This window comes from Siccirubricoccus deserti, from assembly GCF_014283215.1.
Classification (GTDB): Bacteria; Pseudomonadota; Alphaproteobacteria; order Acetobacterales; family Acetobacteraceae; genus Siccirubricoccus; species Siccirubricoccus deserti.
In genome coordinates this window covers 1-26,934 of sequence record NZ_JACOMF010000049.1, presented here as the reverse complement: position 1 = coordinate 26,934, position 26,934 = coordinate 1, and the positions used below count along the sequence as shown (strand labels likewise).

Here is a 26,934-nt window from a genome sequence, read left to right as displayed (position 1 = left end):
ATGACGCTGGAAACCATCGGCACCGTCAGCGACAATCCCTCAGTCAGCCTGTCCGCCGTGACAACCTGACCCGGCGGCCCAACCCGCCGAGGACCATCGCTACTACACCATGCGATGGGACACGACCTATTTGCCCCAGGATCCCGGCTGAACCTGCGGATTTCTGACACTTCGCCGACACTCGCGCGCCTCGATGCCGCGCATTACCATTCGGCCTTCTGCTGCTGCGTCCTGCGCTCCGGCGACGTGATTTCCCGCACTGGCCGCGGCATGCAGCGTGACAGGCGGAGCGGTGCGACGGCACCTCCCTGACACTCTACCGACATGCAGCGCTGGCCTTTACCTTTCGCCAGATTTGCCGGCTTACCGCGGGGTAGTGGGAGCGGTCCTAGTGGCGGGCCGGCATCTACCGATCTCTCAGGTTCCTAGGAGCGCGTCCTGGTAACCGCATTTCGGACTGACCGCCGCTAGGGCGGAGCGGTATTCCTCGCCGGCGCGCCCGCCGTGCATCAGGCGGCGGCTGCCCTGGCGAGCTTGGTGAGGTTATGGGCGGTGCAGACCAGCGCCCATTCGTGTTTCACCTTCTCAAAGCCGCGGAGCAGGAACTGCCGAAACCCTCGTCGCAACCCGTCAACCCCGCGATCCGCACCTGAACCCCGGCCAACAGGACCGGCGCCGATCCCGCTCGCCCGCACAACCACGGCGCGAGCCGCGCGCCAGCCAGGGGACGCGCGTCACCGCCGCCGTGAATGATCCGGGTTAGGTGGGAGTGACCCGACGCGGGCAAAAACGCATCCTCTGATCACCCAGCCGCCACGCCCAGCGCAACCACCCTGCTGTCGCCCACCGCAGCAGCCCGGCCGCAATAGGCGGCCCATGCCTCCATCATCTTCCGCCGCTTTGCTAGCTTGTCGCCGCGCTCATATGCTGCCTGCGCCTTGTCGCGGATCGTGTGCGCCAGCGTGTCATCGGCGCCGCCCCGTGAGCCTCTATATTGTGGACGCGAGAAAGCGCCTGGGGCGCGGTCCCGGGGACGGAGGGGGCTAGACTTTTAGCCCCCCCCTCCCCCTGGGCCGGCATCATGGGCAACTGCCGTGGGCACCGAGGCGGCGAGTGCCAGAGGCAGTCAGGGCCACGCCGCAGCTTCTGCGGGATCGAGCACCGGGTTGCCGCTCAACCACTCATCCACGGCTTCCACGTCCTCTTCTCCCCCTGCCACCCCCGCTGGAGCCGTAACACCGTCACAACCCAGGTCATCTACGGGTTTCAGCCGATTTTCGATCCGTAACGCAAAATCAGGAGTTACGGATTGATCTTGGCCGGAAGCCCTAGAGTTTCCTGGCTTGTGACGTTGTGACGGCTCGGAAACCGGGGAGATGGGGTTTTCGCTCGGGAGGTAGCGGCTCCACGCCTCATCGAAGGCCTCGCGGTAGTATCCCTTCGCGGTATCGACGCCGAAGCGGATGGTCGCCGGCCGCACGCCAAACGGGTTCAGAGCACGAGCGAGCTGCGGTGCGGTCATGGGCTTTCCGCCCCGCCACTCCGGCCAGGGTCGTTCCTCCATTTCGCCGAGCCGCCGCACGATGTCGGCACTCGGCATCCGCAGCGAGGAGGTCTCGGCGAAGAGCAACTTGATGTCTCGTAGCAGCAGCGCCCCGCTTTCCATCGTGCCCTCCGCTGCGGTACGGAGCCCGAACACGCTCAGCAACGCCTCACGGGCACGGCGCGGCCATTCGCCGCCGGCATCATCGGCGACGGCCAGCAGTGGGACCGAGATGTCGCCCTCGCGGTCGCCGAGGGCATCCGGGATGGGCGGGTCCATGGGCAGGCGCGCTGCGCGGTCGGCTGCCCAGCGAGCCAGCTTACGGGTGATGGTGTGGAGCGCAGCGCGGGCGCCAGGGCTGCGCAGCTTCACCACCACCTCGGCTGCTGCCTTGCGCTGCAGGACGATCGGCACCGCCCGGTCCTCCAGCGTGCCAGGCAGGGTACCAATGCCGGCCAGCGCCACGGGAGCAAAGGTGGCGAAGCGGATCGGCTGCCATTCGTCCTTCACCTCGACAACGCGGATCACCTCGCCGGACCGCTCGAAGCCACTGTTGAGGATGCCGCGCAGCTCCTCGTTGTCGCCGAGGAAGGTGTCCGCCTCGTCAACCAACAGCGTCAGCGGGCGCAGCGCTTCGACGGTGCGGAACACGCCGGAGGCGGAGATGTTGTCCGCTTTGAGAGGCCGATGACTGGTGGCGCGCAGCACGTCGAGAAGGGTGGACTTGCCACACCGCTTGACCGGGCTGGTGACGGACAGGCGTGGCGAGTGCTGGAACCGCTCGTGCACCCATGTGTGGGCGATCCAGAGCGTGCAGCAGTCGATGGCACTGGCTGGAAGAATGACGTGCCGTTCGATGGCGGCAGCGAGATCGTGGAGCATCGCCGCCGCGTCCACTGGATCGTGCCACGGCTCGACCTGCGCCAGGGCGACGCCGCGGCCGTCCGCCGCTTCAGGCTTCGGCCTGGCACCCTGGACGGCTTCGTCCAGAACGCTGACACGGACGCCGAGCCGTTCGGCGGCGGCTTGCCGCTGACGGTCGTACTCCATCGGATCGAGCGCTGACAGGCGTGCGATCTCCAGCGCCTCGGCGGCACGGTCGCGGGTCTCGCTCATGGCCGCACTCCTTCGGGAAGCGGTCGCTCGGCCGCGTGTTGCATGGCCCAGGCGACGACATCGGCCGCCTCGGTGATTGCGGTGTTCCGCTCTGGTACCTGCAAGGCGCCGTCGATTGCGCGCGTCACCTCCGTCTCTGACAGCAGGCCGGCCCGGATCAGCCGGGCCAGCGACATGGCCTCGCGCAGCGCCACCATGTGCCGGCCGCCGTCGCCGCGCGTGATGGCTGCGGCGGCACGGGACAGCGCGACCAGGGCATAACGGCCGGCGCGAGAAGCGTCCGGCAGTGGTCGAGGCGTCGCGGCAGGGCGTGGAGGCGGCGCCGCCAAGGTGGTCGCGTCCGGAGCCTCGACAGTTTCCCGCTGGCCCTGCAAGAGCAGCAGCCTTTGGGGCAGCGGGTCCAGGGCGCCAGCGTCGAAGATCGGCGCCGCGACATAGATCGGCTGGACAGTCCGGAAGACAGCGGGATCCACTGGCGCCAGCCGGAGCCAGCGCTTGCACTCGGCACCGGTGAGTGGGCGCGAGAGCCAGGCCCAGAGCCGCAGGCGGGCCCCCGGTTTGATGCCGTGCGTGGCCGTCGCTTGGACGATCAGGGCCGCGTCACGGAAGGCGGCAGGCAGCAGTGGCAGCACGGCACGGGCGCAGGCCGCCAGGTCGCAGGGGTCGGTGCCGGCGGGCATGGGCAGCCCGTCCAGGTCCAGCGCGATCCATCGCCGCGGCACCTCACGCAGCGACGGCACCTCCCCGGTCTCGGGATCGGGGTGCAGGAGCCGCCGCACGCCACGGACCCGGGCAGGGTCCAACGGCGCGCCGCGGAGAATGCAGCAGTCGGGCCGGGCCGAGAGCTGCACCAGCAACCGGTGCAGTGCAGCCAGATCCGCCACCGGCCGCGGGTGCAGGTCGATGGTCCGCGCACTGTCGTAGCCCGTGATGCCATCCGGACGGATCAGCTTCGCCAGGCGGCGGTGTCGTGCCTGCGCGATGGTCAGGCCGCAGGGGCCGGAGACGGGGATGGAGATCAATGCACCCTCCCCACGACCGGGTGCGCGCCGGTCCGCGGCAGCAGCACGAAGCCGGGTGCGCGGCGCGGCATCGCAGCCCGGCGGGCGAGATCGGCCCAGGCCGGGACCATCGCCGAGCTGGTCTCACACACCGCGCAGGAGCCTTCCGAGAGCGCCATCTCGACGGCAGCGCCGTAGTGCCAGGGCTCGCCGCCTGTGCCGTGGATGATGTGCGCCCTCGCCCAGCGCAGCGCCTTGCGGGCGATCGGGAAGCCGGTCGGCCCGCTGGTCGCGTGGTCGTCGTCGTGGATGACGATTACCACCGGCTTGCGCGACGCCTCGACCGCAGCAAGGGCCAACGCCGTCGCGCCACGCTCCACATAGAGCACGACGGTGCGGTTGGCCCCCAAGGCGCGTAGCAGCGGCACCTGGTGCCCCATGCCACATTGCTCGGCCCGGGCGATCAGTTCGGCGATCTTGTCCGCCGTCAGGCGGTAGAACGGATCGCCTTGGTGGGTTCCGGGATGCCTCACCGCGGCACCGCCGCGAGCTGACGGCGGGAAACACGGTCGCCACCTGCGGCGCGGAGGAGCCGCGGGTCGAGGCGCTGCTGGTACTCATTCAGCAGGGCCATGGTGGCCGGCATGCCGCCAGCGCGGCCGGACAGTTCGGCCAAGAACTCGGCCAGGGCCCGGGCTCCACAGCGGTGGAGGTGTTCGGCGCCATGCTGAAGGCGGAGGGTGTCAAGGGATTTGGTGTGCACGTTGTGCGTCTCTTTCGGGGAAGAGCCGCGACGGGACTGGAATGCAGGGCCTGAAGCTGCTATCAGCGGGGTGTCGAGTGTCCACTGTCGCAGTTTTCGTAGCCCGCCCGGTTCGCCGCGGCGGGTTACGTGTTTCAGGCGACCTTCTTCGACTGCACGACGGGCAGTCGCGCCAGATAATCGCGCAGACTGTCAGCGAGGATCAGCGTTCGGCCGCCAGCCTTCACGGCGCGCAAGTCGCCGGCGGCCAAGAGCTCATAGGTCTTCGATTTGCCAATGCGCGCAACCCGCTGAAGATCAGCAACCGTATAGGCCAGTGCCGCGGTTACTGCGGGCGGCTGGCGGTTGATGTGGTCCAGGTTTGTCATAGAGCCTCCGCAAGGTTCCACGGGTGTCCGTGTGCGGAGAGGTATGACGTTGTCGTGCCCAAAACGCTCGGCGCAACCCGGCGCAACCCGGCGCAACTCAGTCCGGCGTAAGGTCCGGCGAGACAAGTTCGTCGATCTCTCGCTCGACCGTCCGCTCGTCGGGTAGCGGGTCCATATTCATTGTGGCCCAGTCCTTCATGTGCTTCCGTAGCTGGTACCGGGTGATGCTGCCCCCGTCGGTCGTCATTACTCGCGTCACTTCCCTTTGGAACGGGCGCCAGTTGTGAGTGGGTGGGCGGCCACCCTTGCGACGTGTTGTACGCGAGGCGGCATCGGGCTCTGGTTCGGAAGCTTCTGTGCTCCGCTCTGCCCGCACTTGATCTGCCTCGGCCGGGTAGACGAAAACGACCGAAACCGTCAGGCCAGGCGCCGTCGCCGTGTTCGCCAGCACATCCAGCTGAGCACCGCGCCACCACTGCGGCGGCAATGTCACAGGCTCGGGGCGCTCGGCGATGAAACCACGCGCGATGAGTTGGCCCGCACATAGACGCCAACGCAACTCCTCGCGCAAAATCTTTCTGAGACCATCCAGCTCCGCGCGCTCGCGCTTGGTTAGGACCAACGCCTCTCGCTCGTCTGCTTCGTCGCCAAGGAACCGCTTCTCCAGATCGGAAAGCGGCTTGAACTGCGAACGCATAGCTAACCCTCCTACGCGGGCAGCCATCTTTTGATCGCACGCGTACCAGGTGGAGGCGCTCGCCAGCGAAAGGCCAGCCTTTGGGTCGAGCCCCGGCAATCTCAGGGGTGGCAAGGTCATATCGTCGCGCCTCTGCTGCGCGTCCCTGCAAAGGTGTCGGTGGGGCGGCCCGTTGCAGAGGTCCGGGCGTTCGGCGGCCAAACCTAGCCCCACCGATTTGCAGCATAGCGCACTGGTCGCTGAGTGCGCTGACATTCATTGCGCGCTCTACTGCTGGCCGAGGGCGCCAGAGGTTGGCGCTCATGCCCGGCGGCGCGTGTTGTGGCGGTCTAGGAGTGTATGCCGCGTGGCGTCGAAGCTGTCGGCCGCGATGATGGACTGCTCTCGCACCCGCTCGGCTACCGCGCGGCCCATGTCAGCATCGATGCGGCGCAGCAGCCATCCGACTAACTGAACATCCGCCAAGTCTGTCGCCATAGCGATTAGGGCCGCGTCAGGATCGGCGGCCGCGAAAGTCGGGGCGGGGGTGCAGGACGCGACCACCGATTTAGCGCCACTGGCACGGAGACCAGCGAGGATGCCGCGGCGCGAGGGCGTACGTCGGGGCTCACCGCCGGGCGTGGCGGTGGTAGATTGGACGTTAACCATTGTGTCGGGCGCTCTCTGCTCGGTCGTGGTGAGGCTGGGCCGGAGGCTCCTAGCTCTCCAGCCCGACCGCCGCTTTTCGCTGGCGCCAACGATATTGGTTGAGTAGAATTGCAACGTCAACCATTTTAGTTGGAGAAGAGATGCAGTCGGCGCTACTGCCTCAGCAGGTTCGGGCCGGCAGGGCGCTGGTCGATTGGTCGCAGTCGCGCCTTGCCGAAGGTGCTGGCGTATCCTTGAGCACGATCAAAGATTTTGAGGCCGGTCGGCGCGAGCCTATCCGTGCAAGCCTCGCGGCGATCCGCTCCGCTCTGGAGGCGGCCGGTGTGGAGTTTATCGCTGAGAACGGCGGTGGGGCCGGTGTGCGGCTGCGGAAGGGCGATACATGAGCGTCCCGGGTTTCCTCTAAGGAATTGAACAAGCCGCCTCGGCGGGGCTCGCCTTCCGCGAGCGCAACTTGGTGAAAGCAGTTGAAAGGGTGGTTTTTGCCGCCGCGGACGCCGGCGAGCGTGTCGCGCGTTTTCGTGGAGGAGGCCCGAGCCTCCGCCGAAATGCTAGCACCGGATTTGCGCGTGCAGCGCGCATCGTGGGTCACCTCTGACCTTGCAAGCACCGAGCATGCATTGCTGGGATCACTGGCGCGGGCGCTGGGCACGAATCTCCGCGCTATGGCCGACGTAGCCGGGCGCGGCGGCGCTTGGCACGCTACGGCAAAAGGCGCTCTTCGGGCCTACGTTCCAGGAATTCGATCGGCAGATTGAGGCCGCTATTGCAACCGCCCTCAGACACGTGGATGCGGTGGCTGTGGAGGTCGTAGCCGCCGCGCGTACCGCGATGGCTGCACGTAGCGATGCCGAACGCCCCGTCTACATCACCACCGTGCATGGCTCCGTTGGAGCATTAGCCCAGAGCGGGGGCACGATCGGATCCGTGACCCAAAACGGGACAGGACCGGTTAACTCTTGAACCTTGCCTACCGCCATCCTCATCGTCCTGAGAACGGGGCGCGGCGATGCAGCGTGGACCCGGCAGGAATGGGGCAGAGGTGGCACAGCGATGACCGACACGGCGGCCGGTGGCGGGACCGGGGCGAGCACTTTCGGCCCGCTCACTGCGGACGATTACAATTGGAGCATGGGCCGCTGGAGCCGGCTTTTGGCTCCGCTGCTGCTCGATTTCGCGGGCGGGGCGCCGGAGAACGGCGGCCGGGTGCTCGACGTGGGCTGCGGCACCGGCAGCCTGACCTTTGCCGCCGCCGGGCGGTACCCGCGGGCCGAGGTGGTCGGCTGCGACATCGCTGAGCCGCTCCTCGCCCACGCCCGGGCGGTGAACCCCGAGCCGGGCCGCGTCCGCTTCGAGCACGGCGACGCCTGCGCGCTGCCCTACCCGGATGGCGCGTTCGACCTCGTGCTCTCTTCGCTGGTGCTCATGTTCGTCCCCGACGGGGCGCTCGCGGCGCGCGAGATGGCGCGCGTGGCTCGGCCAGGCGCTACGGTGGCGGCCACTGCCTGGGACTTCCGGGGCGGGGCGGTTTACCATCGGCTGGTGGCCGACACGGCGGCCGCGCTCGACCCGGTCGCCGCGGCGTGGCGCGAACGGGTGCAGCGCGCTCCCGGCGTGCGCCTTGGCGATCTCGCTGCGCTCTGGCGTGGGGCGGGGCTGTCTGGGGTGCGGGACGGCTCGCTGACGATCCGGATGGACTACGCGGGCATCGACGACTTCTGGGGCGCGCTGACCCGCAGCGGGCAGTTCGGCTCCTTCTTCCGCACCCTGTCGCCCGAGCGGCAGCGGGTGATCGCCGACGCGGTGCGCGCGGCCTATCTGTCCGGCGACCCGGACGGGCCGCGTTCCTTCGCCGCCACCGCTTGGGCCGTCCTCGGCACTCGGTAGGACCTACGGAAACGGGAGGCGAGAATGGCTCTGACCGATGCCCGCTGGGAGGCACTGCGGCCCCTGCTTAGTGAGGTGCGGCGCGCTGTGCTCGGTGGAGCCAAGTATGCCAAGGCGAAGATTACACCCGCCCCTAACCGTCTTGCCGCTCTCGTTGTGTTCCGTTTATGTTCTTCATTATGGAGACCATCGCAGACCTTGATGGCTGGTGGCTGGAAATCGTCTGCCAATGCAAAACGGTGCACTATCCGCTACGTCTGATAGCACGCCGGCATGGAGGCGAAGTGCTGTTGGGTGATGTGGTGCGGCGCCTTCGGTGCAAGAGATGCGGCACGCCACCAGCGACGGTGGACTTGATCGATGATCCGGTGGCCGAGGCGAGAGGCAATCCTGACCGCCGACCGGCGCGGCGGAGGCGGTTGATGGGCAGGTAATGCTCAATCCAACCCTGGCCCCAGGCAGCGACCCCATCCTGGCCTTCGAGACGACGATTGCGCATCTCGCCCGCGGGCTGTGCCGCCTCGATATCTGGTGTCGTGCGTGCGACCGTAGGGCCTCGATCTCTGCTGTGTCCCTCGCCCGGCGCTATGAGCGCCTGACCTGCTACGAAGCCAGCCTTCGGATGCGCTGCACCGCCTGCGGCATTCGAGGCTGGCCAATCCGGGTAACGGTGGAAGGTATGGGACCAGACGCCCCGGTGCGGCAGAGAGGATTGCTCTGAGCACCTCTCAAGCACAGAGCCGCTGACCATCACTATGAACAGCCCCATCGGAGGGAGAGCCGAAAGCACCTTCCGCACCGTACCGATGCTTTGGGTGATCCGGTGGGAGCACCAAGTCGCCAGGACGGATGTCGATCGTGCCAGAGACGGTCTGCCCAGGCTGCAACGCTGTGCCACCCTGAACGTTAGGCGAACACCCGCAATCGACACGGAGTTCCGCCGCATGACCAAGTCCAGCCAGGATCAGCACTCCGAAAACCCCAAGCGTGACCCGGAGCCCGGCTCCAACACCGTCAAGGACCCGGACGACTGGACCACCGGCGAGGAGCGCATGACTGGTGCCCAGGCAAGCTACCTCAAGACACTATCCGAAGAGGCCGGCGAGGAATTCGATCCTGGACTAACCAAGGCCGAGGCGTCCCGCCAGATCGACGCCCTACAGGAGAAGACCGGCCGCGGGCGGTAGCAGGATCCCGAAGACAGACGGGTTGTCCTTCCTCGATCGCCCGCCAGCGAGGGCTCACGGCCATCGCCTCGCGCGTCTTCAGGGCCGCCGGCAGCGTCATCACTGGTTCGCCGGCTGCCCTCGCAAATAGAGCATTACCGAATCCCGCCCAATTCATCCGTCACACCGTCACAAGCCAGATTTTCGGCGGCTTACAGCCTCATCGAGAGCCGTAACGCTGCCATTTCGCGTTACGGCTCGAAATCTGCGGTTTTTGAGGTAAGTCCTAGGGTGTGACGGTGTTACGGCAAAAACACCCCTGGCAGGGAAAGAGAAGGGTATGGGACGGGCTCAGCCGGGGGTGTTTGACCCCTCTCCCTTCGCGCTACCGCAGTATGTCGCCCAGTCGTCCATGAGGTGCCGCCGCTTGGCGAACAGGTCACCGCGGCGGTAGGCGGCCTCCACCTTGTTCGCCACCGCATGCGCCAACGCCATCTCGACCACATCGCCCGGGTGCCCGGTGGCCTCGCCGGCCCAATCGCGAAAGGTGCTGCGGAACCCATGGGGCGTGATGTCGCGCCTGCCCATCCGACCCAGCAACTTCAACATCGTCATGCCGGATAGCGGGTTGCCCTGCCCCTGACCGGGGAACAGGTAGCCGTCGACATCCTCAGGACAGAGCGGCCGCACCTCGCGCAGCACCGCCAGCGCCGGCTCGGAGAGCGGCACGCGATGCTCCCTGCCAGCCTTCATCCGATCCCGCGGCACCGTCCAGAGGGCAGCGGCCAGATCGATCTCCGACCATCGGGCGCCGATGATCTCGCCGGTGCGGGCCGCGGTCAGGATCAGGAACTCCAGGGCTCGGGCGCTGGTGCTACGCTGGGCCCGCAGATCGGCCATGAAGGCACCGACATCCGGCCAAGGCAGTGCGGGGTGACGCTCGACCGGAACCACCTTGGCACGCGAGGGCAGGCCGGAGAGGGACAGGTTGCCCTTCCACCGCGCCGGGTTCGGCCCCTCCCGCCAGCCATGGACCGCCGCAAAGTCGAGCACCGCCTCCATGCGTCCCCTCACCCGTGCAGCCGTCTCCGGCTTCAACGTCCAGATGGGCGACAGGACGCGCTTGACCTCATCGAGGCCAATACTCATCACCGGGAGCGATCCGATCGTCGGATAGGCGTAGGTCGCCAGCGTGGCGCCCCATTGCGCCCGGTGCTTTGCATTGCGCCATTCCGGCCCCTTCTCCGCAAGGAACGCCTCGGCGCATTCCCGGAAGGTCCGGAGAGCACCAGCAGCACGCTCGGCAGCCGCCTCAGCGGCGCGGCGATGCTCCAGGGGATCGGTCCCCGCCCGCAGGTGCTTCCTCTGCTCGGCGGCGCGCTCCCGGGCCGCAGCGAGGGTGTAGCCGTTGCGGCCGTCAGGATCCGCGGCGCCGAGACCCATCTCGCGCTGCTTGCCGGCCAGCGCATAGCGAAGCATCCACCAGGCCCGCTTCGGGCCGGTGACGACCAGGTAGAGGCCACCACCATCCGCATGTCGCCAGGGTTGGCCCTTGGTCCAGAGCGCCTTCACCTCGGCGGCGGTGAGGGGTGCGACCCGCTTCGGCATAACTGGGTTCCCAACCCCACGTTGGAACCCACATTACCGAGCGCGAACGATACCGGTCAACGCCGGAAACCTACGGACAAGCCGCGGGCTGGAACTGGCAGAGAAGCTAGGTTTTAGGGGGATAGTGTGGACGCTGCCGGACAGGTGCGGAAGGGTCTATGGCGGAGGGGATGGGATTCGAACCCACGATAGAGGTTGACCCCCTATAACGGTTTAGCAAACCGTCGCCTTCAGCCACTCGGCCACCCCTCCGCAGGTGTGGTACAGCCCACGACGTATGCAACGCCGCTCATACAGGCCGGTGCGCGGGCCGTCAAACCAAGCCTGCGCCGTCAGGACAGTGCCACCTCGAAACCTCGCGCCGTGGCCGGCCTCGCCATCATCCGAGCGTACCAGGCGGCGACATTCGGCAACTCGTCGAACGGCACCTGGTGCCGCTCATGCCGCCAGGCCCAGCCGAGAATGGCGAAATCGGCGATGCTGGGCTCGCCCTCGGTCGCCACATACGCCCGCCCCGCCAGCCGCCGGTCGAGCACGCCGTACAGCCGCTTCGTCTCGGCGTGGTAGCGGTTGAAGCCGTAGTCCTTGGCCGGCCCGTCCGGCTGCATCAGGAAGTGGTGCACTTGGCCAGGCATCGGCCCGAAGCCGCCCATCTGCCACATCAACCATTCCAGCACCGGCACCCGCGCCCGCAGTTCCGCAGGCATGAAGCGGCCGGTCTTCTCCGCCAGATACAGCAGGATGGCGCCGCTTTCGAAGACGGTGATCGGCCTGCCGCCCGGCCCATCGGGATCGATGATCGCGGGGATGCGATTATTCGGGCTGAAGGCGAGGAATTCCGGGTTGAACTGCTGGCCCTTGCTGATATCGACCGGCTTCACCGTGTAGGGCAGGCCCATCTCCTCCAGCGCCACGCTGATCTTGCGGCCGTTCGGGGTGTTCCAGGTCCAGAATTCAATCATCGGGGACTCCGCTTGGCATTTCTCGGCCGCGACCCTACAGCGGATTGCGTTCATGTCTGAACGCCAATCCACTGTAGGCCGCTCTTGGCAGAGCGGATGTACGCTCCAGGCCGCCCAGCGGCATTCGTTCCACCACCCCCAGCATGAAGTGCGCCACGCCGTCCGCTGGCAGCCGGTCCCTCGCGTCGGGCGGCGGCAGAAAGGCCTGATCGCAGCTAAAAGGCATAAACGGCGTCATGCCCTCAGCTCTGCCGATCTCAACCCAGGCGGAAATCCAAAGGGTGCTAGCCCGCCAGCGCCTTGGCGATATAGGGTGGCAGGTTAAAGGCACCGGCGTGGATCTCCGGCGTCCAGTAGCGAGTGGTGCCGAGCACGCCCGCCGCCTGCGCCCGCTGACGGATCTCCTCCACTGGCACCTGGCGCAGCGAGGCATCCTTCGCCGCCCAGCCCAAAGTCATGAACCCGCCGACATAGGTCGGCACCGCCGCCACATAGGCATGGGTATCGGGGAAGGCCTTGGCTCGGCGGGCGTTGGTGTCGCGCAGCTCGTCGGCCTGCATGAAAGGCACGCCGCACTGGTTCACGATCAGCCCACGGCCACTCAGCAGCCGGGCGCTGTTGGCGTAGAACTCGTCAGTGAACAGCACCTCGCCGACGCCAATCGGGTCGGTGCTGTCAACGATCACCACGTCGAAACTGCCGGAGGCCGCCTGCCGCACGTAGTCGATGCCATCGCCGACGATCACCTCGGCGCGCGGATCATTCCAGGCATCGCCGGCGATGCCGGGCAGGTGCTCCTTCGCCAGCCGGATCACCTCGCCGTCGATCTCCACCATGACGGCGCGCTCGACATTGCGGTGTTGCAGCACCCGCCGCAGCACGCCACCGTCGCCGGCGCCGATGATCAGCACCCGCGTCGCGGCGCCATGCGCCAGCAGCGGCACATGGGTCAGCATCTCCTGGTAGACGAACTCATCCGCCTCGGTGATCTGCACCACGCCGTCGAGCAGCATCACCCTTCCATGGGTATGGCTCTCGAACACCATGATGTCCTGGAATTGGCTCTGCACCCGGGCCAGCTCGCGCTTCACCAGGAAGCGCTGCCCCCAGGCGCTGTAGAGCGTCTCGTTCACCCAAGAATCGGTCGCCATCGCGGCCCCCTTAAACGAAGAAGGGCGGGACCCTAAGGCCCCGCCCCGGATTCTTCACGCCCGATTTCGTGTCAGCCGATCAGGCCGCGCTTGTGCTCGGACAACTGGATGTTGCCCGGCTGAAACCCCTTCTTCAGCACCGGAATGGCGAGATAGGGGTTGCAGGCGCCGCAGACGAAGATGTCCAGCGCGGCATAGTCCCGCTCCGGCCAGGTGTGGATCGACACATGGCTTTCCGCCAGCACCAGCACGCCCGACACACCGCTGCCGGGGCCGAAGTGATGGAAGTGCCCATGCAGAATGGTCGCACCGGTAGCGATCGCCGCCTCGCGCAGCACCTGGTCGATATGCTCCGGGTCACCGAGGTTGGTGGCATCCCACAGATCGATGATCAGATGCGTGCCGGCGAATTTCACGCCGTCGCGGCTGACGAAATAATCCTTGGCCTCGCTCGCCGAGGTTTCAGTATTCTGGGCTTCGCTCGGGAGCAACTCCGAGACCATCCCCAGTTGGAGAAGAGCGTCCATTATGCGGGCTCCTATTCCCACCAGTAGATGACCAGGGTGATCAGGATCGATCAGGTCAACGGCTGCGGGATATGAGGCACGCGCCCCCCTCGCGCAAGCGAAAACTTCCCCTCATGGCCGAAAATTTTGCCGCCCACCCCCGCGTCAGACGCGGGACTCATCGCGTGAGGGACGTACCCGCCCGAAATGCCTCCAGTCGACGCGGCAATGACCGGAAGACTTGAAGTTCCTGTTGCAGCCGCGGCAAGTCGGTCAGGCCGCGCATCGGATCGGCGGTAAGCGCGCCGAAGGCCTCGGAGATGGGCCCGTCCGGCAGCCGCGGCGCATATTCGGCACGCACCGCCGCCGCCCCGGCCTCATCGCCTGCCAGCGCCAGAATTGCCGCCTGGCGCAGCAGCAGCCGCTGCTGCGGTTCATCAAGCGGCGCCGGCAATGGCGGGATGGAGTCGCGCAGATGCGCCCCGAGCGCTGCTGCCGCACCGGGCCAGTCCTGCGCCTCCACCAGCAGTTCGGCCAGCGGCTCCTGCGCCTCGGCGCCAAGCGGGCGCAGCAGATCGCGCGCATCCGAGAACCGGCCGCTGCGGGCCTCCGCCTGCGCCTGCAGGATCGTGCGGCTACGGCGCAGCGGCGCCGGCACCTCGGCCACCGCGCTCTGCTCCAGCGCCGCCAGCGCGCCGGCGGCATCGCCCTCACCAAGCCGCAGCGACGCCAGCCGCATCCCAAGCGAGGCGCGCTGCGCCCCGGTGGCACGCTCCGTCGCCTGGCGCAGCAGCACCGCGGCGCGGTCGGTCAGCTCCAGCGCCATCAACCTTCCGGCCAGCAGCAGCACCGCCTGCTCACTGGCCTCGCCCGGCGGCAGCAGCTCGGGATAGGCGTCGAACATCGCCACGGCGGCGAGCGGCGACTCGCCTTCCAGCGCCGCCACGAAGGCGCCCGAAATTCCGGCCCGCAGCGCCGCCGCGCCCTCGGGGAACAGCGGCTCCGTCTCCCGCAGCAGCGCCATGGCGCCGCGCGGGTCGCCGGCGAGGCGGCGCAGCTCGGCCAAGCGCAGCCGCGCCGCCAGCTCCTCCTCATCGCCACGCCAGGCGTAGAGTGCCGTCTCCAGCGCGCGTGCCGCCGCCGCGGGCTCCAACTGGCCGATCGCCAGGCGCAACTCCACTGCGCGGCGCAGCGCCCGGGCCCGCGCCTGCCGGTCGCGTCCCGCGGCGATCCGGTCGTAGCCGGCCAGCGCCTCCTCCGGCCGGCCCAGCACCTCGGCGAGCACCGCCCGCGCCAGGCTGAGGTCGAGCCCCGGCGGCGCCGCGGCCAGCAGCCGCTGCAGGGGTGCGACGACGCCGGCCTCGGCCAGGGCGAGGGCAACCGGCGGCAGCAGCCGTGCCCGCAGCGCCGCTGGGTAGTCGAGCAGCAGAGGCAGGGTGGCCGCGAGCCCTGGCGCCGCCGCCCCCGGGTTGCCGAGTGCCGCCGCCAGCGCCGCCCGCCAGAAGGTCAGCTCATCGCTTTCGGGCAGCGCCGCGTCGCGCAGCGGGTCGGCTTCCGCCAGCCGCCCGGCGAGCAGCGCGGCAGCGCCGGCCAGCGCCCGCATCGCCGGATCGGCCGCGGCAGAAGGCGACTCGGCCATGCCGAGCGCGACCATCGCCTGGGCTTCCTGCGGCAGGCCGAGCGCCAGCAGCGCCTCGGCGGCGGCGCGCCGCTGGGGCGCGCGGGTGAGCGGCGGCATCGCCGCCGTGCTGGCTTGCAAGGAGCGTACCCGTTCCAGCAGCTGCGCCGGTGGCAAGGTGGGAACGTCGAAGGCTCGGGTCATTGCCGGCGCTGCGGCCGGCTGCGCCGCCGCGCCATCGAGCGCGAGCCGTGCCCCGACGGCGCCGAGGATAAAGCGGTCCGCCCCGGCCCGCAGCACCACCCGATCGGCCCGTGCCAGCACCGCCACGCCGAGCAGCGTCTCCGGCAGGTCCAGTTCGGGTAGCCGGCGCGGCACCGGCATCGCCTGGCCGGCCGCGGCAACCAGGCCGAGCAGCAACGGCATGCCGCTTTCGGGATCGGTCACCGTCAGCACCCGGGTTGGTTGGGCAGCATGGATGGCGAGTCGGCTGGCTGGATCACCCTCGGCCGCCAACACCATCGGGCGGCTGCCGGTTGTTGTGTCGCGCAGCTCCGCCGGGCGATGCGCTTCCAGCACCCAGCCCCTCGGCTCGCGCCGGGCCCGCAGCGCGGCGGGGGGGGCCAGCGGCAGGCGCAGCAGCATGCCGCCTGGCACCGCCTCGGCCTCCAGCCCGCCGAATACCGGGTCGTGTCGCAGCGCGGCGAGGTTCAGCGGCGTCACATCGTCGACGGCCAGCAGCATCGTCTCACCGCGCCGCAGCAGCACCGCGCCGGTGCCGGCCGGATAGGGCAGCAGGATGCCGCGGTCGCGCCCGGGCTGGGCGAGCAGGCGCACCGGCAGAGCCGCGGCGGTTGGCGGCAGGGCGGGTACGGCGGCCGGCGCCGCCAGGATGGGCGGCGAGGCGCTGGCCGGCACGGGATCGGGGGCGGCCGGGCCGGGCATGATCGCGCCAGGCGGCAGAAGCTCGGCCATGGCGACCATCGGTAGCGGGGCAGCGACCGGAGCGGGCGGCGCCGCGACGACGGGGACGGCGGCACGGCGCGCGGCCCGGCGGCCCCGCCCTGGCCCGCCGGCAAGCGGCGCGGAGCGCTCGGCCGCCGGCGGTGCCGTGGCGGCCGCCGGCGCCGGGTCCAGCGCATCCACCACGATCCGGCTGCCCAGCCGGAAGACCCGCGGCCGCGCCCCGGGGCGGAGGGTGATGCCGATGGCCCCCTCCTCCTGCGCCACACCGGCGATGTTGCGCGGCGGCCGACGGGCGCCGGCGAGATCCACTGCGCTGCCGGGCGGAAAGCGCAGCAGCAGCCGGTCGCCCTGCCGTTCCTGGGTGAAGGCCGGCGGCGCGGGCCAGTCGAAGACGATCCGCCCATGCCCCGGGTGGTCGCCGACCCGCACCGCCACCCGGGCAGGCTCCGCCGCGCCGGCCACCGGCAGCAGCCCGAGCACCACCGCCAGCAGCGCGGCCGCAGCCGACCGGCCCCGCATCAGTCGAAGCTCGCCAGCAGCCGGTCGATCTCCTGCTGGGAGGTGCCGCCACCGGGCAGCTGCGGGCCGTTGGCCAGCTTTTGGCCTTCGGTCTGCGGCGGCGCCTCGGCCTCTGTGGCCGCCGCCGGCCCGGGCTCGCCCTGGCGACCGAAGGCATGCGTCACCGCCGCCACCCGCCGCTCGATCGACTTCAGCGCCGCGACCACCTTGCCGATGCGCTGGCCGGTGATGTCCTGGAAGCTGCAGGCCTCATAGATGCGGGTGACCGCGCCGGCCAGCGCCTCCGCCTGCTCGCCGGCAAGGTGCGATTGCAGCCCCTCCAGCGTCTCGCAGCTGTCGAGGATCTCATTGGTCGCCGTTGCGGTGTGCTCCACCACCGCATCGAGCTCGTCGGTCGCGGTCGGGATGTGGCTGGCGTTGATGTCGTCGACCCGCAGCGCGGCGATCTCCGACTTGGCGCGCGCCACCTCGCGGCCCAGCCCTTCCAGCTCGGCCAGCAGCGCCGTCTCGGTCACGCTGAGGTCGCCCGAGAGGGTGCCGAGCACGGCGCGCACCGCCGCCTCGATCCGGTCGGGGCTGTTGTCGCCGTCAGGCATGCGCCATCACCTTCTCGATCTTGTCGCGCAGCGTCTCGGCGTTGAACGGCTTGACGATGTAGTTCGACACGCCGGCGGCCTTGGCGGCGACCACGTTCTCGGTCTTGCTCTCGGCGGTGATCATGATGAAGGGGGTTTCCTTCAGCCGCGCATCGGCGCGCACCTCCTTCAGCAGGTCGAGCCCGGTCATCGGCTGCATGTTCCAGTCGCTGATCACCAGGCCGAATTGCCCGGCGCGCAGCTTGGCCAGCGCCTCCTGCCCGTCGGTCGCTTCCTCGACATTGTTGAAGTCGAGCTGCTTCAGCAGGTTGCGGATGATCCGCAGCATGGTCTTGTAGTCATCGACGATCAGCACGTTGGTGTTCTTGTCCAGCGCCATCTTCGCTCTCCTCTGTCGCCTCGGGTCAGTTCGCCGGCCGCGCGCGGTGCCGGGCCAGTTCGCCGGTCAGCAGCCGGGCCCGCTCCGGCTTCATGGCGCCGAGCACCGGCGCGGCCTTCGCCTCCCGCATCCGGTCCACCAGCTGGACCAGCACGGGCAGGTCGAGTTCGTCGAAGATCGTCGCCGCGTCACGTGGCCGCATGCCCTCGTAGAGCTTCACCAGCTGCCGCCAGCCAGCCTCCTCGCGCTCCGAGCCGTTGCGCTCGGCGGCCTGGAGCCGTTGCTGCAGCGCTGTCAGCTCCTCGATCCGCTGGGCCAGCCGGCGCTCGGCGGCGGCCAACACCATCTCCCGCGCCGCCGCCGCCTGCTCACGCGCGTCGAGCTCGATGCGACGGGCGCGCAGCCCTTCCAGCAGCGCCCGTTCGCTGCGCTGCTCCGGGGTTAGCTCGGTCGGTGGGGCCGAGGGCAGCATACGCTGCTGCGGCTGCGGCTGCGGCTGCGACGGGGCGCTGGCCTGCGCCGCCGGCACCAGCCCGGCCGCCGCCGGCGGATGCCCGGGCAGCAGCAGCCCGGCCAGCTTCGCCGTCAGCAACAGCACCATGGCCCCGATCACCGCGGGCAGCAGCCGGATGCGCATCAGCGAACCGTCCTGAGCGCGCGCAGAAGGTCGCGCTCCGCCTGACTGCGGACGGCGCCGGCCTCGGCCGGGGCGGCAGCCTCGCTGGCCATCGGCCGCGCCGCGCGCACCAGTACCTCCAGCCGGTCGGCCATCGCCTCGGCGCGTTCCACCAGGTAACGCAGGTCGTCGCGCAGCGGCTCGGCGGCGGCGAGCTTCTCGGCGAGTTGCCGGCCCGCGCCCTCGGCGGTGGCGCGCAGTCGGATCGAGGCCGCCTCGGCCAGCCGCGTCGCCTCACCGAGCCCGGCGGCGCTGCCCTCCAGCGCGGCGCGGTCGCCGCGGGCGGCGCGCAGCGCGCGTTCCAACCGCAGCGCGCAGGGCAAGGTGGCGCCGAGCAGCAGCAGCACCAGCAGGTCCAGTCCGGTCTCCAGCCAGGGCATCGCCTCAAGCCTCCTGCCGACGGCGGAGCTCGCGGCCGATCTTCACGGCGAGGCGGCTTTCCCGCCGACCCAGCTCGGCCTCGAACAAGGGGATGTCGCCGCAGCGCAGCATCACCGGCGCGCCCGGCACGGCATTGAGGGCGATGCGGTCGCCGGGCTTCAGCGACATGATGGCGGCGAGCGGCATGGTCTGCTCGTCCAGCACCACATCCATCGCCAGCTCCGTATGCCTCAGCTCCTCGGCCAGATGGGTTTCCCAGATGCTGTCGCGGCCGAATTTCTCGCCCATGAACTGCTGCAGCAGCAACTCGCGCACCGGCTCCAATGTCGCATAGGGCAGCAGCAGCTCGATCTTGCCGCCGCGATCCTCCATGTCGACCCGCAGCCGCGACAGGATGCAGGCGTTGGAGAGGCGGGAGATGGCGGCGAAGCGCGGATTCACCTCCAGCCGTTCGAAGCGGAAGCTGGCCGGCGAGAGCGGGCTGAAGGCGTCCGACAGGTCCTGCAGCACCACGGTGATCAGCCGCTCCACCAGCGTGCGCTCGATGGTGGTGTAGGGCCGGCCCTCGATGCGCATGGCCGCGGTGCCGCGGCGGCCACCCAGCAAGACGTCCACCACCGAGTAGATCAGCGCCGAGTCGACCACCAGCAGGCCGTAATTGTCCCATTCATCGACCTTGAACACCGCCAGCATCGCCGGCAGCGGCACGCTGTTCAGGTAGTCGCCGAAGCGCAGCGAGACGATGCTGTCGATCGAGACCTCGACATTGTCCGAGGTGAAGTTCCGCAGGCTGGTGGACATGATGCGGACCAGCCGGTCGAACACGATCTCCAGCATCGGCAGACGTTCGTAGGAGACCAGCCCGGCGCTGACGATGCGCTCGATGCCAGTCTTCTCGCCGCTCTCGGCCGGGCCGGCGCTGAAACCCAGGAGGCTGTCGATCTCCGCTTGGTTCAGCACCCGCGCCGCGTCGGGACCGACCGGCGCCTCGTCCTCGGGCGTGCCTTCGGCGTCCAGCGCGGCGCCCCAGGCGGCGGCGAGGTCTTCCTCCTCCTGCGGGGTGTCGCTCATTGCAGCAGCAGCTCGATGAACAGCACATCGGTGACGCGGGCGGGCGCCGCGGCGGTGCTGGCGCGGGCGATCAGCTCCTCCCGCAGCCGTTGCGTGCCGGCACTGCCGCGCAGCTCCTCTGGCCGCATCTCCCGCAGATAGGTGGTGAAGAGGTCAAGCAGCCGCGGCATCGCCGCCTGCAGCAGCGCCGCGTCCTCGGCCCGGGTGATCTCCAGCTTGCTGCGCAGCTTGATGTAGCTGGACCGCCGCCCGGTGGCGTTGAGGTTGGCGACGATGTCCGGCATGTCGAAGTAGATCGCCGGCCGGGCTGCGGCGGGCGCGCCGTCGGATGACGGGGCGGTGCCGGCCGGTGCCGCCGCGGCCGGGGGGTTCAGGCCGAGCAGCCCGGGCAGGATGCCGGTGAACCACAGCCCGGCAGCGGCGCCGGCCAGAACCAGCGGCACCGCCAGCAGCAGGACACGCCTGCCCTTCCCGCCCTTCGGCTTGGCCTCCGCTGTCTCCGCCTTTGTCATGTCCCGCCCGTGGTCCGATACCGGCTGACCTTGCGCGACGGGGCCTTAAGGAAGCCTTGCGGCGGCACGCCGAAACCGGCAGGGCCAGCCGCCCGGCCGGCAGGAAATGCCGCTGGCGGCAGGGCCGGCCGGGCTGCGGCACAAGGTCTTGCGGCCTGCGGCTGGCACGCCGGTTGCCCTGCCCGTTCCGTGCCCCGCGCCAGGATGGCGCCGCCCCGGAGACCGCCCATGGACACGCCCGGCTACGTCATCCTCTCGCGCCTCGGATCCCAATTGCGCGGCTCGGCGGTGCTGGCCAACAACCTGGCCAATGCCAATACCCCGGGCTACCAGGCGCAGCGCGCCATCTTCGCCCGCTACCTGCAGACCGACCCGCTGGCCCAGGCGCCTCCTGGCGGCCGCAGCGTCACCTACAGCATCGACCGCGCCACCTGGCGTGACACCGTGCCCGGACCGCTGACCACCACCAGCAACCCGCTGGACGTCGCGATCCGTGGCGAGGGCTTTTTCGCCGTCGAGACGCCGCGCGGCGAGCGCTTCACCCGCGCCGGCCGCTTCACCCTGGACCAGACCGGCAAGCTGGTGGACGCCGAGGGCAATGCGGTGCTGGACGAGCGCGGCAGCCCCATCACCTTCGCCCCCGGCGACAGCCGCATCGAGATTCAGGGCGACGGCACCATCCGCAGCGAAAATGGTGTGGTCGGCCGGCTGCGCGTCATCCGCTTCGAGGATCCGCAACGGCTGCGCCCGGAGGGCGACCGGCTGTTCGCCGCCGAGGAGGATCCGCAGCCGGTGGCGCGGCCGCACCTCGTCCAGGGCGCGATGGAGGGCAGCAACGTCCGCCCGGTGCTGGAGATGGTGCGGATGACCGAGGAGCTGCGCGAATTCCAGCTCGCCGCCCAATTCGCCGAGCGCGAGGGCGAGCGGCTGCAGACCGCTGTCGACCGCATCCTGCGCCGCCGCAGCTAACCGAAAGGCCCTGACCGATGCGCGCCCTGCAGATCGCCGGCACCGGGATGCTGGCCCAGAACACTTATCGGCTTGCTATGTCCCTGACATTGGGCATTTTTTCACCGGATGGCCCGGAGTTAGCCACACTTGTAGCCATTCACCTGCTTTTGAGAGGGCGCCCCGGCCCGCGCCGGGGCGGCGGGTTCGGTCGCAACGTATTCACGTCATCGGTGCCTGCGCGAGAAGCAGCGATGCTGGCCACGGTCGCTCCTTGCCTCTGCGCGCGCACCCAGTCTTCACATTCGGAGCGGAGGTACCACACGCCACCTCTCCCGCCGTAGGGTTGGGGGCCGAGGCCACGTTTGCTGCCTTTCCAAGTCGCGGCCCAGTTCGCCAGTGTCTTCGCGCTCCTACCGGTCCAGACGGCCGCCGTTGCGCGTGTCAACGCTTCGTCCCCGGGTGGTACCCCTTTCGGTGTGCGCGTTTCGCGGACTGTGGGCCTCGCGCTCGTCCGTCCGGACGAAGGTGTCGGAGCCGAGACCATAGACGATCCGGCGCCGCCCACGGGTCCCATCATCGCGTAGATGCCTTGCGCAAAGAGGCCGTCAATCTGGGCGCGGAGTTCGCAAAGTTCGCGTTCCAGTGGCTGCTGCGAGGGCTCGGACGACTGCGCTGGGGTACGGGTGGCGGAGGGATGGATGGTGATAACCGCCATGAAATTCGGCCTCATCTATGGGCGCAAGATGTCCCGCGGTTTGACCAGTCACACCGCATCGCTGCACACAATCAGGTCCGATTGCACAAAGAGTCCGGAGGTGGAAGCCGAAATTACGCTTTGTAGTTTCACCTTGGGACGTACACCCCGGTCCGACCAACTTCGGCGCGCGCCACGAGGTCGGGCAGGCGCGCCCTGGGTGCGACCACCACCTTGCCAATCCAATTCATGATCTCGGCCGTGAGGACGCCGTTCGGCGAGCCGTCGGCAAGGAAAATGCGGATGGTACGTCCTCTGCCGATGCTGCCGCTCATGAACTCATCCTTCGTGCAGCGCCTTCCGAAGCGCGTCCGCCGCGTCCGCGTAAAACAGCACCTGCACCTTCGTCGCCACGTCGTCGGACAGGTCCACCAGGGCGCGGCGGGCCGAGACGGGCATCAGCACCGTCGCCGCCCCCTTCGACATCGCATGCTCCACCACGTCGATGGGATTGTGGACGGGCTCGACCGAGCCCCCGAGGTTCAGCCCGCCGACCACCGCCATCCCTCCCCTGAGCGATCTGCCCAGGAGGGCGCTGGCCAGCGCGACCAACACCGGCATCCCGGTGTGGTCGGCCGACTTTGATGCATCGAAGGCACGCAACTGGACGGTGAACTCGTGCTCGCGCGGGTTCCTGTCGCCAACCAACTCCTGGCCTCGGGCGTACAGATTCTGCCCGGCGATGCGGACGCTCTCCCGAAAGGGTGCGGGCGGTGACTGGTTCAGGATGCGGACACCGCCCCCAGGTCCCTCGCTCACTTCGATCCGGTAGAGGCCCACGCCCTCGTCCTGGCCACCGGGCCCCAAGGCCCAGACTTGCCCGTGCGGCAGCGGGTCGGCACCGATGCTGTCCTCCGATTGGAGTTCCGGGGTGGCCACAAACTTCTCCACGCCGTCGAGGCCAATGCCGTAGGAGAACTGGGTGTTGCGGAACTCGGCGCTGCCGATCCGCTTCTGCTGCTCCTTCACGCGACGGCGGGATTCCAACGCAAGACGAACCGCCCATTCGAGGTCGTCGTCCGGGACGGGCTGCTCCGAGTCCGGGTACAGGAGCTTGAGCAGGCCGGAGACCGTCTTGGTAACCGCGTTGGTGTCGCGCCCCGACAGCGCGCCGCCCAGGTGCACCCGGCCCTGCATGACACCTGCACGGGACTGCGACCGGAGCCGGGAGAAGCCCTCGGCCAGTACGTCGCTGACCAGCCCGAAGTGGTCGGTGAACACCGCCCGGCTGACCTTCGGGATGTCCCAGCCCGGCAGGTAGGCGTGGATGCGGTCCATGAAGGCGGTGTCATTGCGCATTTCCGGCGGCAGCGGGCCGAACAGGTGGCCAACGCGCTGCTGGTGCTGCACGTCCACGTCGAAGTTGCCGACCAGCACGATCGAGCCCTCGGCGCGGATGCTCTCGCGGCCGCGCGAGAACTCGCCCGACTCCATGTAGCCCTTCATAATGTTCACACCGTCCTTCTGGTCGAAGGAGACGCCGGACACCTCATCGAAGCACACCACGTCGTACTGGCAGACGAGGCCGCGCTGGCCGTTCGCCATATTGACGAACATGCGCGCCACCGTCGCCTTGCCGCCAGAGACGAGGTGCGCGTAGGGGCTGACCTGCTGGAACAGGTGGCTCTTGCCCGTGCCCCGCGGCCCGAGTTCCACCATGTTGTAGTTGCTCTCGACGAATGGAACCATGCGGAGCAGCGTCACGTCTCGGGCGCGCGGGGTCAGCGCCGCGGGCTCCAAGCCGACGCTACGCAGAAGCATGTCCTTCCACTCGGCCGTGGACAGCGCCTGCCGACCTTCGGCGATCCGGTCGAGGATGTCGCGCGTCGAGAGTTGGATTTCCCGCAGCCCGACCACCTCGAAAGGCCGCCCGCCCTTCTCCTGGGCGATCGTAGCGTCGTAACCGAGATCGATCTCGGCGTAGAAGCCGCCGGTCAGCATCCGCTCGTGCTCGCGCACGAAGCGGTCGCCGATGCGCACGTCGGTCAGGCGCAGCGAGGGCAGCGTGACGAGGTAGCTGTCGGTCTTGGCGTCGAGGCGCGCGGTCACGATTTCGATCAGGCGGACGCTGCCCTTCTCGCGCGCCCGCGCCTTGAACAACTCCTCCTCGCCCGCTCGGACGGTTCGTGCGGTCAACTGCTCGCGGACCATCTCCGCGCCGTCCTCGATCTCGGCGGGGTCGGTGCTGGCGCAGTAGCGGCCCAGCATGAACTCGACCACGTAGGTCGGCACCGGGAACTGGCCTCGAAAGCGCCGCACGAGGTCTTTCCGCACCACGTGGCCAGCGAAGGCTTCGGCGGCCTTGTGGTCGAGGTCGTCGAGTTCCACGCTCAGCCCCCGGCCTTCGTCACCAGCTTCGCCACCACGTCCTTGGGTGCCTCGGCGCGGTAGATCACGACACACACCGTCTGCCCCTCGTGGTCCATGTCCACCCCCAGGTTCGCCTCCCCGGCGTCGTCGAGCGCCCTCGGTCCGGTCACCAGGGCGCTCGCGCCCGAGGTGTCCGTGCCGAGCCGTACATCGGCCATCAGGCCCGCCCCGCCCTCGGCGTGGACCTTCACCATCAGCTTGCGCCAGCGCGCCGTCAGCGTCATGGCGGGTGCCGCGCCCTCGGCTGCCACGTCGAGGACGGGCAGGACGCACTCCTGCGGGCTGACGCCGCCGTGGGCGTACTCCGTACCGGCGTAGAAGGCACGCGCGCCGGTCGGGGTGGCCAGCAGCACGGAACTGTCCCACGTCCAGGGCAGACGCGGGTAGCCGGACGGAGCACCCTCCTTGAGCAGCGCGACGCGGTTGGCCTTGCCGGAGGGCGCAACCAGCCCGACAGCCAACTCCGCCTGTGGAAGCCCGCCCGGCATGAGGAGCCAGCCGTGGTCGGTCACGATCCGCACAGGGCGTCCCTGCCGCGCGAGGCGAAGTGCCACATCGGCCACCTCGGCGATCCCGTCGGCGACCCGCTCGGCGAGCCGCGCCCCAAGAGCGTGTCCCTCCTCGTCGAAGCGCCCGACCTCCTGCCAGAGCGCCCCGTCGGCGAGCAGGGAGTCTGAGCAGGACCAGCCCAAGCTCTCGATGGCCTTCATGAGGACCGGCTTCGCGGCGGCCCTGCCCTCGAAGCTCGGCAGCAGCGTCTCAGGCGGCCCAGCCGAGAGCACGCCCGCTGCGGGGCTGACCAGGGCCTTGCAGGTCGCCGTCACAGTTGGAAAGCCGGACCAGCGCCAGCCCGCCTCGACGGTAGCGCCGCCCTCCCGCAGCAGCGCGGCGAGGCGGTGCGCGAGGTCCATGCGCAGCCCGTCCACGAACAGGAGCACCGCACGCTTGGAGGGCGGCGGGACGGGCGCCTCGGGCCGGGCGAAGGTGACCTTCCCGTTGACGGCCAGCGCCTGCAACGTCGTTGCACCTTCGTCGAGCCACGGCAGATAGACGGCGCGCAGCGCCGCCATGACGGCTTCCCGGTCCTCGCCGCCGCGGACGAAATCGAGCGCCGCCAGCGCGGCCGCGTCGGCCTTCCAGCCCTCGACCGCGTACGCCTCCGCCATCGCTGCGGGATCGTGCCCAGGCAGCGGGGCGGCCGCGGCGACAGCGGAGAGGTGCGCCAGCGCCTGCGCCAGCCGGGCCTTGCCGCGTTTCGCCCAGACCGTCGTCCGCCGCCACGCGTGGTCGCCTTCGAGGTGCCGGATCGCCTGCCGCGCCTCGCCGCTCGGCTTGTCCGCGAGGGCCAGCAGCCCCGAGCGCAGCGTGGCTTCCCGCCGGTCGTTCTCGGCCGGGTAGGTGTCCGGGACGGCGAGCAGGTCTTGAGGCTCCTCGCGGGCCAGCAGTCCCACCACCCCCTCGTGACCGCCACCGGACTGCTCGAACCGTTCCCAGACCTTGGCCCAGCCCTTCTCCTTCGAGGCGAGGCGGGCGGCCGCGTCTTGCGGGGACTTCTTCCGAGGATCGAAGCCCAACTGCTTGGTGGCCAGCGCGGCGAAGGCATCGAAGCGTCCCAGGTCGGTGTCGGGCGTCAGGGCGCCATCCATCCAGCGCAGCATGTCGCCCATCGGGTCCGGCGCCAGCAGGGCGTCGAGTTCCGCGGCGGTCAAGCGCCTGCCACGCAGGGCCTCCACGGGCTCGGCGAACAGACGGCTCGCGGCGCGGGCCAGGGCCTCGCGCGTCGCCTTGTCCTCAGGGATGTCGAGGCGGACGGGGCTGCCATGCGCGGCAAGGAACCCGCGCAGCGTCCAGTCGCGTGCCTGCTTCGGCTGGCCGAAGAACGTGCCCGCCACGGCGAACCAGACAAGCGGGGCGAGGTCGGCCGGGCAGTCCTCGGCGCCGCGCAGCACCTCACGGCCATGGCCGGGCAGGTAGATGACCGGCGGTTCTCCCTGCGGCCAGTCGATCCCCGGCACCTGCCGCGCCGCGGCAGCGCGTAGCCAGAGGGCGGGGCCGGTGCGCGTCGCCGGGTCGTAGTCCCCGAAGGTCAGTAGACTCGGCACCCGGGCACGCAGTGCGGGGAGCACGGATGCGAATTCACCCGCCGCGTCGCACCATACCACCGCCTCCGGCGCTGCCTCGGCAGCCGGGTTGTAAGCGGCGCCATCACGAAGCGAGGCAACGAGGGCGTCAAGCGGCGTCGTCATTCCGCCGCCTTCTGCCGCGCCGCACGCTTCTCGGTGAGCGTCAGGTGGTGGTCGTTGATGCGGTCGCCGGGCTTGCCGGGCCTACCGTCCTTGTCCGTCACTAGCGGACCGAGGTGGTACCAGGGGGCAGACGGCGGGTCGGTGCCCCGATCCTTGTTCCAGTTGATGCCCTTCGGTATCTCCCGGAGCACGCCCGCCTTGATGAAGGGTCTGATGTTGAGGCGCACACCATCGTCGAGGTCAGGCTCCCATCCGATAGGCTGGCCACCAAGGGGTTTCCAACGCACGAAGATGTCGTAGGGCTTCTCCCCGTTGAGGATGGCGACGAGGCGCTGGCGCAGTTGCAGGAGACTGTCAGGAATTTTGTGTGGGACGGCGTTGGTCAGGTGATGGCAAATCGGTCCTGGAAGAGAATGGCGAACTGCGCCTTGGCAGCGCTCCACTCCCTCTGCGGCATCTTCCAGTCTTTGGACGCCCGG

At 69.3% G+C, this 26,934-nt stretch carries 25 protein-coding genes, 1 tRNA gene and 1 pseudogene; 4 read left to right on the top strand and 23 right to left on the bottom strand.

Annotation, left to right across the window (positions count from 1 at the left end):
- Nucleotides 1-509: 509 nt before the first annotated feature.
- The 7 genes and pseudogenes from H7965_RS23800 to H7965_RS23770 form a co-directional block, all read right to left on the bottom strand.
- Nucleotides 510-620 (bottom strand): annotated as a pseudogene (locus H7965_RS23800) (transposase); the annotation flags it as partial.
- 506 nt (nucleotides 621-1,126) lie between these two features.
- A complete protein-coding gene (locus H7965_RS23795) occupies nucleotides 1,127-2,659 on the bottom strand; it encodes a DUF3631 domain-containing protein (RefSeq protein WP_186773067.1) in 1,533 nt (510 codons plus the stop codon).
- Entirely contained in the window at nucleotides 2,656-3,681 is a 1,026-nt protein-coding gene (locus H7965_RS23790) for a hypothetical protein (RefSeq protein WP_186773066.1), read from the bottom strand. Before H7965_RS23790 ends, H7965_RS23795 begins: the two co-directional genes overlap by 4 nt.
- Nucleotides 3,678-4,193, bottom strand: coding sequence for a hypothetical protein (locus tag H7965_RS23785; protein WP_186773065.1), 516 nt, complete (start codon nucleotides 4,191-4,193; stop codon nucleotides 3,678-3,680). The genes H7965_RS23790 and H7965_RS23785 overlap by 4 nt, the downstream gene beginning before the upstream one ends.
- Nucleotides 4,190-4,336, bottom strand: coding sequence for a hypothetical protein (locus H7965_RS23780; RefSeq protein WP_186773064.1), 147 nt, complete (start codon nucleotides 4,334-4,336; stop codon nucleotides 4,190-4,192). The genes H7965_RS23785 and H7965_RS23780 overlap by 4 nt, the downstream gene beginning before the upstream one ends.
- Before the next feature lie 221 nt (nucleotides 4,337-4,557).
- Nucleotides 4,558-4,791 carry a helix-turn-helix domain-containing protein gene (locus H7965_RS23775; RefSeq protein WP_186773063.1) on the bottom strand — a complete coding sequence of 78 codons (234 nt, stop codon included), beginning with the start codon at nucleotides 4,789-4,791 and terminating at the stop codon, nucleotides 4,558-4,560.
- A 97-nt stretch (nucleotides 4,792-4,888) separates the two neighbouring features.
- Nucleotides 4,889-5,488 carry a hypothetical protein gene (locus tag H7965_RS23770; RefSeq protein WP_186773062.1) on the bottom strand — a complete coding sequence of 200 codons (600 nt, stop codon included), beginning with the start codon at nucleotides 5,486-5,488 and terminating at the stop codon, nucleotides 4,889-4,891.
- Between the two features lie 788 nt (nucleotides 5,489-6,276).
- Between H7965_RS23770 and H7965_RS23765 the strand changes: the two genes are divergently transcribed.
- The 3 genes from H7965_RS23765 to H7965_RS23755 all read left to right on the top strand — a co-directional run bounded on the left by H7965_RS23765 (nucleotide 6,277) and on the right by H7965_RS23755 (nucleotide 9,210).
- Nucleotides 6,277-6,522 carry a helix-turn-helix domain-containing protein gene (locus H7965_RS23765; RefSeq protein ID WP_186773061.1) on the top strand — a complete coding sequence of 82 codons (246 nt, stop codon included), beginning with the start codon at nucleotides 6,277-6,279 and terminating at the stop codon, nucleotides 6,520-6,522.
- Nucleotides 6,523-7,189: 667 nt separating this feature from the next.
- On the top strand, nucleotides 7,190-8,023 hold the full coding sequence (locus H7965_RS23760; protein ID WP_222440774.1) for a class I SAM-dependent methyltransferase: 834 nt from the start codon (nucleotides 7,190-7,192) through the stop codon (nucleotides 8,021-8,023).
- 944 nt (nucleotides 8,024-8,967) lie between these two features.
- Nucleotides 8,968-9,210, top strand: coding sequence for a DUF3072 domain-containing protein (locus H7965_RS23755; protein ID WP_186773060.1), 243 nt, complete (start codon nucleotides 8,968-8,970; stop codon nucleotides 9,208-9,210).
- Nucleotides 9,211-9,540: 330 nt separating this feature from the next.
- On the opposite strand, the gene H7965_RS23750 is transcribed toward H7965_RS23755, so the two are convergent.
- The 12 genes from H7965_RS23750 to H7965_RS23695 form a co-directional block, all read right to left on the bottom strand.
- Nucleotides 9,541-10,797, bottom strand: a complete 1,257-nt coding sequence (locus H7965_RS23750) for a tyrosine-type recombinase/integrase (protein ID WP_186773059.1) — start codon at nucleotides 10,795-10,797, stop codon at nucleotides 9,541-9,543.
- 159 nt (nucleotides 10,798-10,956) lie between these two features.
- Nucleotides 10,957-11,049 (bottom strand) — tRNA-Ser (locus tag H7965_RS23745).
- Nucleotides 11,050-11,129: 80 nt separating this feature from the next.
- A complete protein-coding gene (locus H7965_RS23740) occupies nucleotides 11,130-11,759 on the bottom strand; it encodes a glutathione S-transferase family protein (protein WP_186773058.1) in 630 nt (209 codons plus the stop codon).
- A gap of 284 nt (nucleotides 11,760-12,043) precedes the next feature.
- The gene (speE, locus tag H7965_RS23735; RefSeq protein ID WP_186773057.1) at nucleotides 12,044-12,910 is read right to left on the bottom strand and encodes a polyamine aminopropyltransferase; all 867 of its coding nucleotides are present in this window, start codon (nucleotides 12,908-12,910) and stop codon (nucleotides 12,044-12,046) included.
- Nucleotides 12,911-12,981: 71 nt separating this feature from the next.
- Nucleotides 12,982-13,437, bottom strand: coding sequence for an adenosylmethionine decarboxylase (speD, locus tag H7965_RS23730; RefSeq protein WP_186773056.1), 456 nt, complete (start codon nucleotides 13,435-13,437; stop codon nucleotides 12,982-12,984).
- Nucleotides 13,438-13,594: 157 nt separating this feature from the next.
- Nucleotides 13,595-16,519: a hypothetical protein gene (locus tag H7965_RS23725; protein ID WP_186773055.1), complete on the bottom strand. Its 2,925-nt coding sequence runs from the start codon at nucleotides 16,517-16,519 to the stop codon at nucleotides 13,595-13,597.
- On the bottom strand, nucleotides 16,519-17,115 hold the full coding sequence (locus tag H7965_RS23720; protein ID WP_186773054.1) for a protein phosphatase CheZ: 597 nt from the start codon (nucleotides 17,113-17,115) through the stop codon (nucleotides 16,519-16,521). Before H7965_RS23720 ends, H7965_RS23725 begins: the two co-directional genes overlap by 1 nt.
- The gene (locus H7965_RS23715) at nucleotides 17,108-17,494 is read right to left on the bottom strand and encodes a chemotaxis response regulator CheY (RefSeq protein ID WP_186773053.1); all 387 of its coding nucleotides are present in this window, start codon (nucleotides 17,492-17,494) and stop codon (nucleotides 17,108-17,110) included. Before H7965_RS23715 ends, H7965_RS23720 begins: the two co-directional genes overlap by 8 nt.
- A 25-nt stretch (nucleotides 17,495-17,519) precedes the next feature.
- Nucleotides 17,520-18,131, bottom strand: coding sequence for a MotE family protein (locus tag H7965_RS23710; protein ID WP_186773052.1), 612 nt, complete (start codon nucleotides 18,129-18,131; stop codon nucleotides 17,520-17,522).
- Entirely contained in the window at nucleotides 18,131-18,550 is a 420-nt protein-coding gene (locus H7965_RS23705) for a DUF6468 domain-containing protein (RefSeq protein WP_186773051.1), read from the bottom strand. The genes H7965_RS23710 and H7965_RS23705 overlap by 1 nt, the downstream gene beginning before the upstream one ends.
- 4 nt (nucleotides 18,551-18,554) lie before the next feature.
- Nucleotides 18,555-19,622 (bottom strand): flagellar motor switch protein FliM, encoded by a 1,068-nt coding sequence (gene fliM / locus H7965_RS23700; RefSeq protein ID WP_186773050.1) that lies wholly within the window; start codon nucleotides 19,620-19,622, stop codon nucleotides 18,555-18,557.
- On the bottom strand, nucleotides 19,619-20,134 hold the full coding sequence (locus tag H7965_RS23695) for a flagellar basal body-associated FliL family protein (RefSeq protein WP_186773049.1): 516 nt from the start codon (nucleotides 20,132-20,134) through the stop codon (nucleotides 19,619-19,621). The genes fliM and H7965_RS23695 overlap by 4 nt, the downstream gene beginning before the upstream one ends.
- A 228-nt stretch (nucleotides 20,135-20,362) precedes the next feature.
- Here H7965_RS23695 and flgF point away from each other — a divergent pair, with 228 nt between their 5' ends.
- Complete coding sequence (gene flgF, locus H7965_RS23690) at nucleotides 20,363-21,103, top strand: flagellar basal-body rod protein FlgF (RefSeq protein ID WP_186773048.1); 741 nt, start codon at nucleotides 20,363-20,365, stop codon at nucleotides 21,101-21,103.
- Nucleotides 21,104-21,928: 825 nt separating this feature from the next.
- On the opposite strand, the gene H7965_RS23685 is transcribed toward flgF, so the two are convergent.
- The 4 genes from H7965_RS23685 to H7965_RS30465 all read right to left on the bottom strand — a co-directional run.
- Nucleotides 21,929-22,114: a hypothetical protein gene (locus H7965_RS23685; protein WP_186773047.1), complete on the bottom strand. Its 186-nt coding sequence runs from the start codon at nucleotides 22,112-22,114 to the stop codon at nucleotides 21,929-21,931.
- Nucleotides 22,115-22,118: 4 nt separating this feature from the next.
- Nucleotides 22,119-24,167: a BREX system Lon protease-like protein BrxL gene (gene brxL, locus H7965_RS23680; RefSeq protein WP_186773046.1), complete on the bottom strand. Its 2,049-nt coding sequence runs from the start codon at nucleotides 24,165-24,167 to the stop codon at nucleotides 22,119-22,121.
- Between the two features lie 2 nt (nucleotides 24,168-24,169).
- Nucleotides 24,170-26,455 carry a BREX-1 system phosphatase PglZ type B gene (gene pglZ / locus H7965_RS23675; protein WP_186773045.1) on the bottom strand — a complete coding sequence of 762 codons (2,286 nt, stop codon included), beginning with the start codon at nucleotides 26,453-26,455 and terminating at the stop codon, nucleotides 24,170-24,172.
- A partial coding sequence (locus H7965_RS30465) for a hypothetical protein (protein WP_222440776.1) occupies nucleotides 26,452-26,934 on the bottom strand: 483 nt, incomplete at its 5' end. The genes H7965_RS30465 and pglZ, both read right to left, overlap by 4 nt.

Coding starts and splice junctions, on each gene's coding strand:
- H7965_RS23750 (WP_186773059.1), bottom strand. CDS start 10,797: ATGCCGAAGCGGGTCGCACCCCTCACCGCCGCCGAGGTGAAGGCGCTC.
- H7965_RS23770 (WP_186773062.1), bottom strand. CDS start 5,488: ATGCGTTCGCAGTTCAAGCCGCTTTCCGATCTGGAGAAGCGGTTCCTT.
- H7965_RS23775 (WP_186773063.1), bottom strand. CDS start 4,791: ATGACAAACCTGGACCACATCAACCGCCAGCCGCCCGCAGTAACCGCG.
- speE (WP_186773057.1), bottom strand. CDS start 12,910: ATGGCGACCGATTCTTGGGTGAACGAGACGCTCTACAGCGCCTGGGGG.
- H7965_RS23685 (WP_186773047.1), bottom strand. CDS start 22,114: ATGAGCGGCAGCATCGGCAGAGGACGTACCATCCGCATTTTCCTTGCC.
- H7965_RS23720 (WP_186773054.1), bottom strand. CDS start 17,115: ATGCCTGACGGCGACAACAGCCCCGACCGGATCGAGGCGGCGGTGCGC.
- H7965_RS23715 (WP_186773053.1), bottom strand. CDS start 17,494: ATGGCGCTGGACAAGAACACCAACGTGCTGATCGTCGATGACTACAAG.
- H7965_RS23740 (WP_186773058.1), bottom strand. CDS start 11,759: ATGATTGAATTCTGGACCTGGAACACCCCGAACGGCCGCAAGATCAGC.
- H7965_RS23695 (WP_186773049.1), bottom strand. CDS start 20,134: ATGACAAAGGCGGAGACAGCGGAGGCCAAGCCGAAGGGCGGGAAGGGC.
- H7965_RS23710 (WP_186773052.1), bottom strand. CDS start 18,131: ATGCGCATCCGGCTGCTGCCCGCGGTGATCGGGGCCATGGTGCTGTTG.
- H7965_RS23755 (WP_186773060.1), top strand. CDS start 8,968: ATGACCAAGTCCAGCCAGGATCAGCACTCCGAAAACCCCAAGCGTGAC.
- H7965_RS23760 (WP_222440774.1), top strand. CDS start 7,190: ATGACCGACACGGCGGCCGGTGGCGGGACCGGGGCGAGCACTTTCGGC.
- H7965_RS23765 (WP_186773061.1), top strand. CDS start 6,277: ATGCAGTCGGCGCTACTGCCTCAGCAGGTTCGGGCCGGCAGGGCGCTG.
- flgF (WP_186773048.1), top strand. CDS start 20,363: ATGGACACGCCCGGCTACGTCATCCTCTCGCGCCTCGGATCCCAATTG.
- fliM (WP_186773050.1), bottom strand. CDS start 19,622: ATGAGCGACACCCCGCAGGAGGAGGAAGACCTCGCCGCCGCCTGGGGC.
- speD (WP_186773056.1), bottom strand. CDS start 13,437: ATGGACGCTCTTCTCCAACTGGGGATGGTCTCGGAGTTGCTCCCGAGC.
- H7965_RS23795 (WP_186773067.1), bottom strand. CDS start 2,659: ATGAGCGAGACCCGCGACCGTGCCGCCGAGGCGCTGGAGATCGCACGC.
- H7965_RS23725 (WP_186773055.1), bottom strand. CDS start 16,519: ATGCGGGGCCGGTCGGCTGCGGCCGCGCTGCTGGCGGTGGTGCTCGGG.
- pglZ (WP_186773045.1), bottom strand. CDS start 26,455: ATGACGACGCCGCTTGACGCCCTCGTTGCCTCGCTTCGTGATGGCGCC.
- H7965_RS23705 (WP_186773051.1), bottom strand. CDS start 18,550: ATGCCCTGGCTGGAGACCGGACTGGACCTGCTGGTGCTGCTGCTGCTC.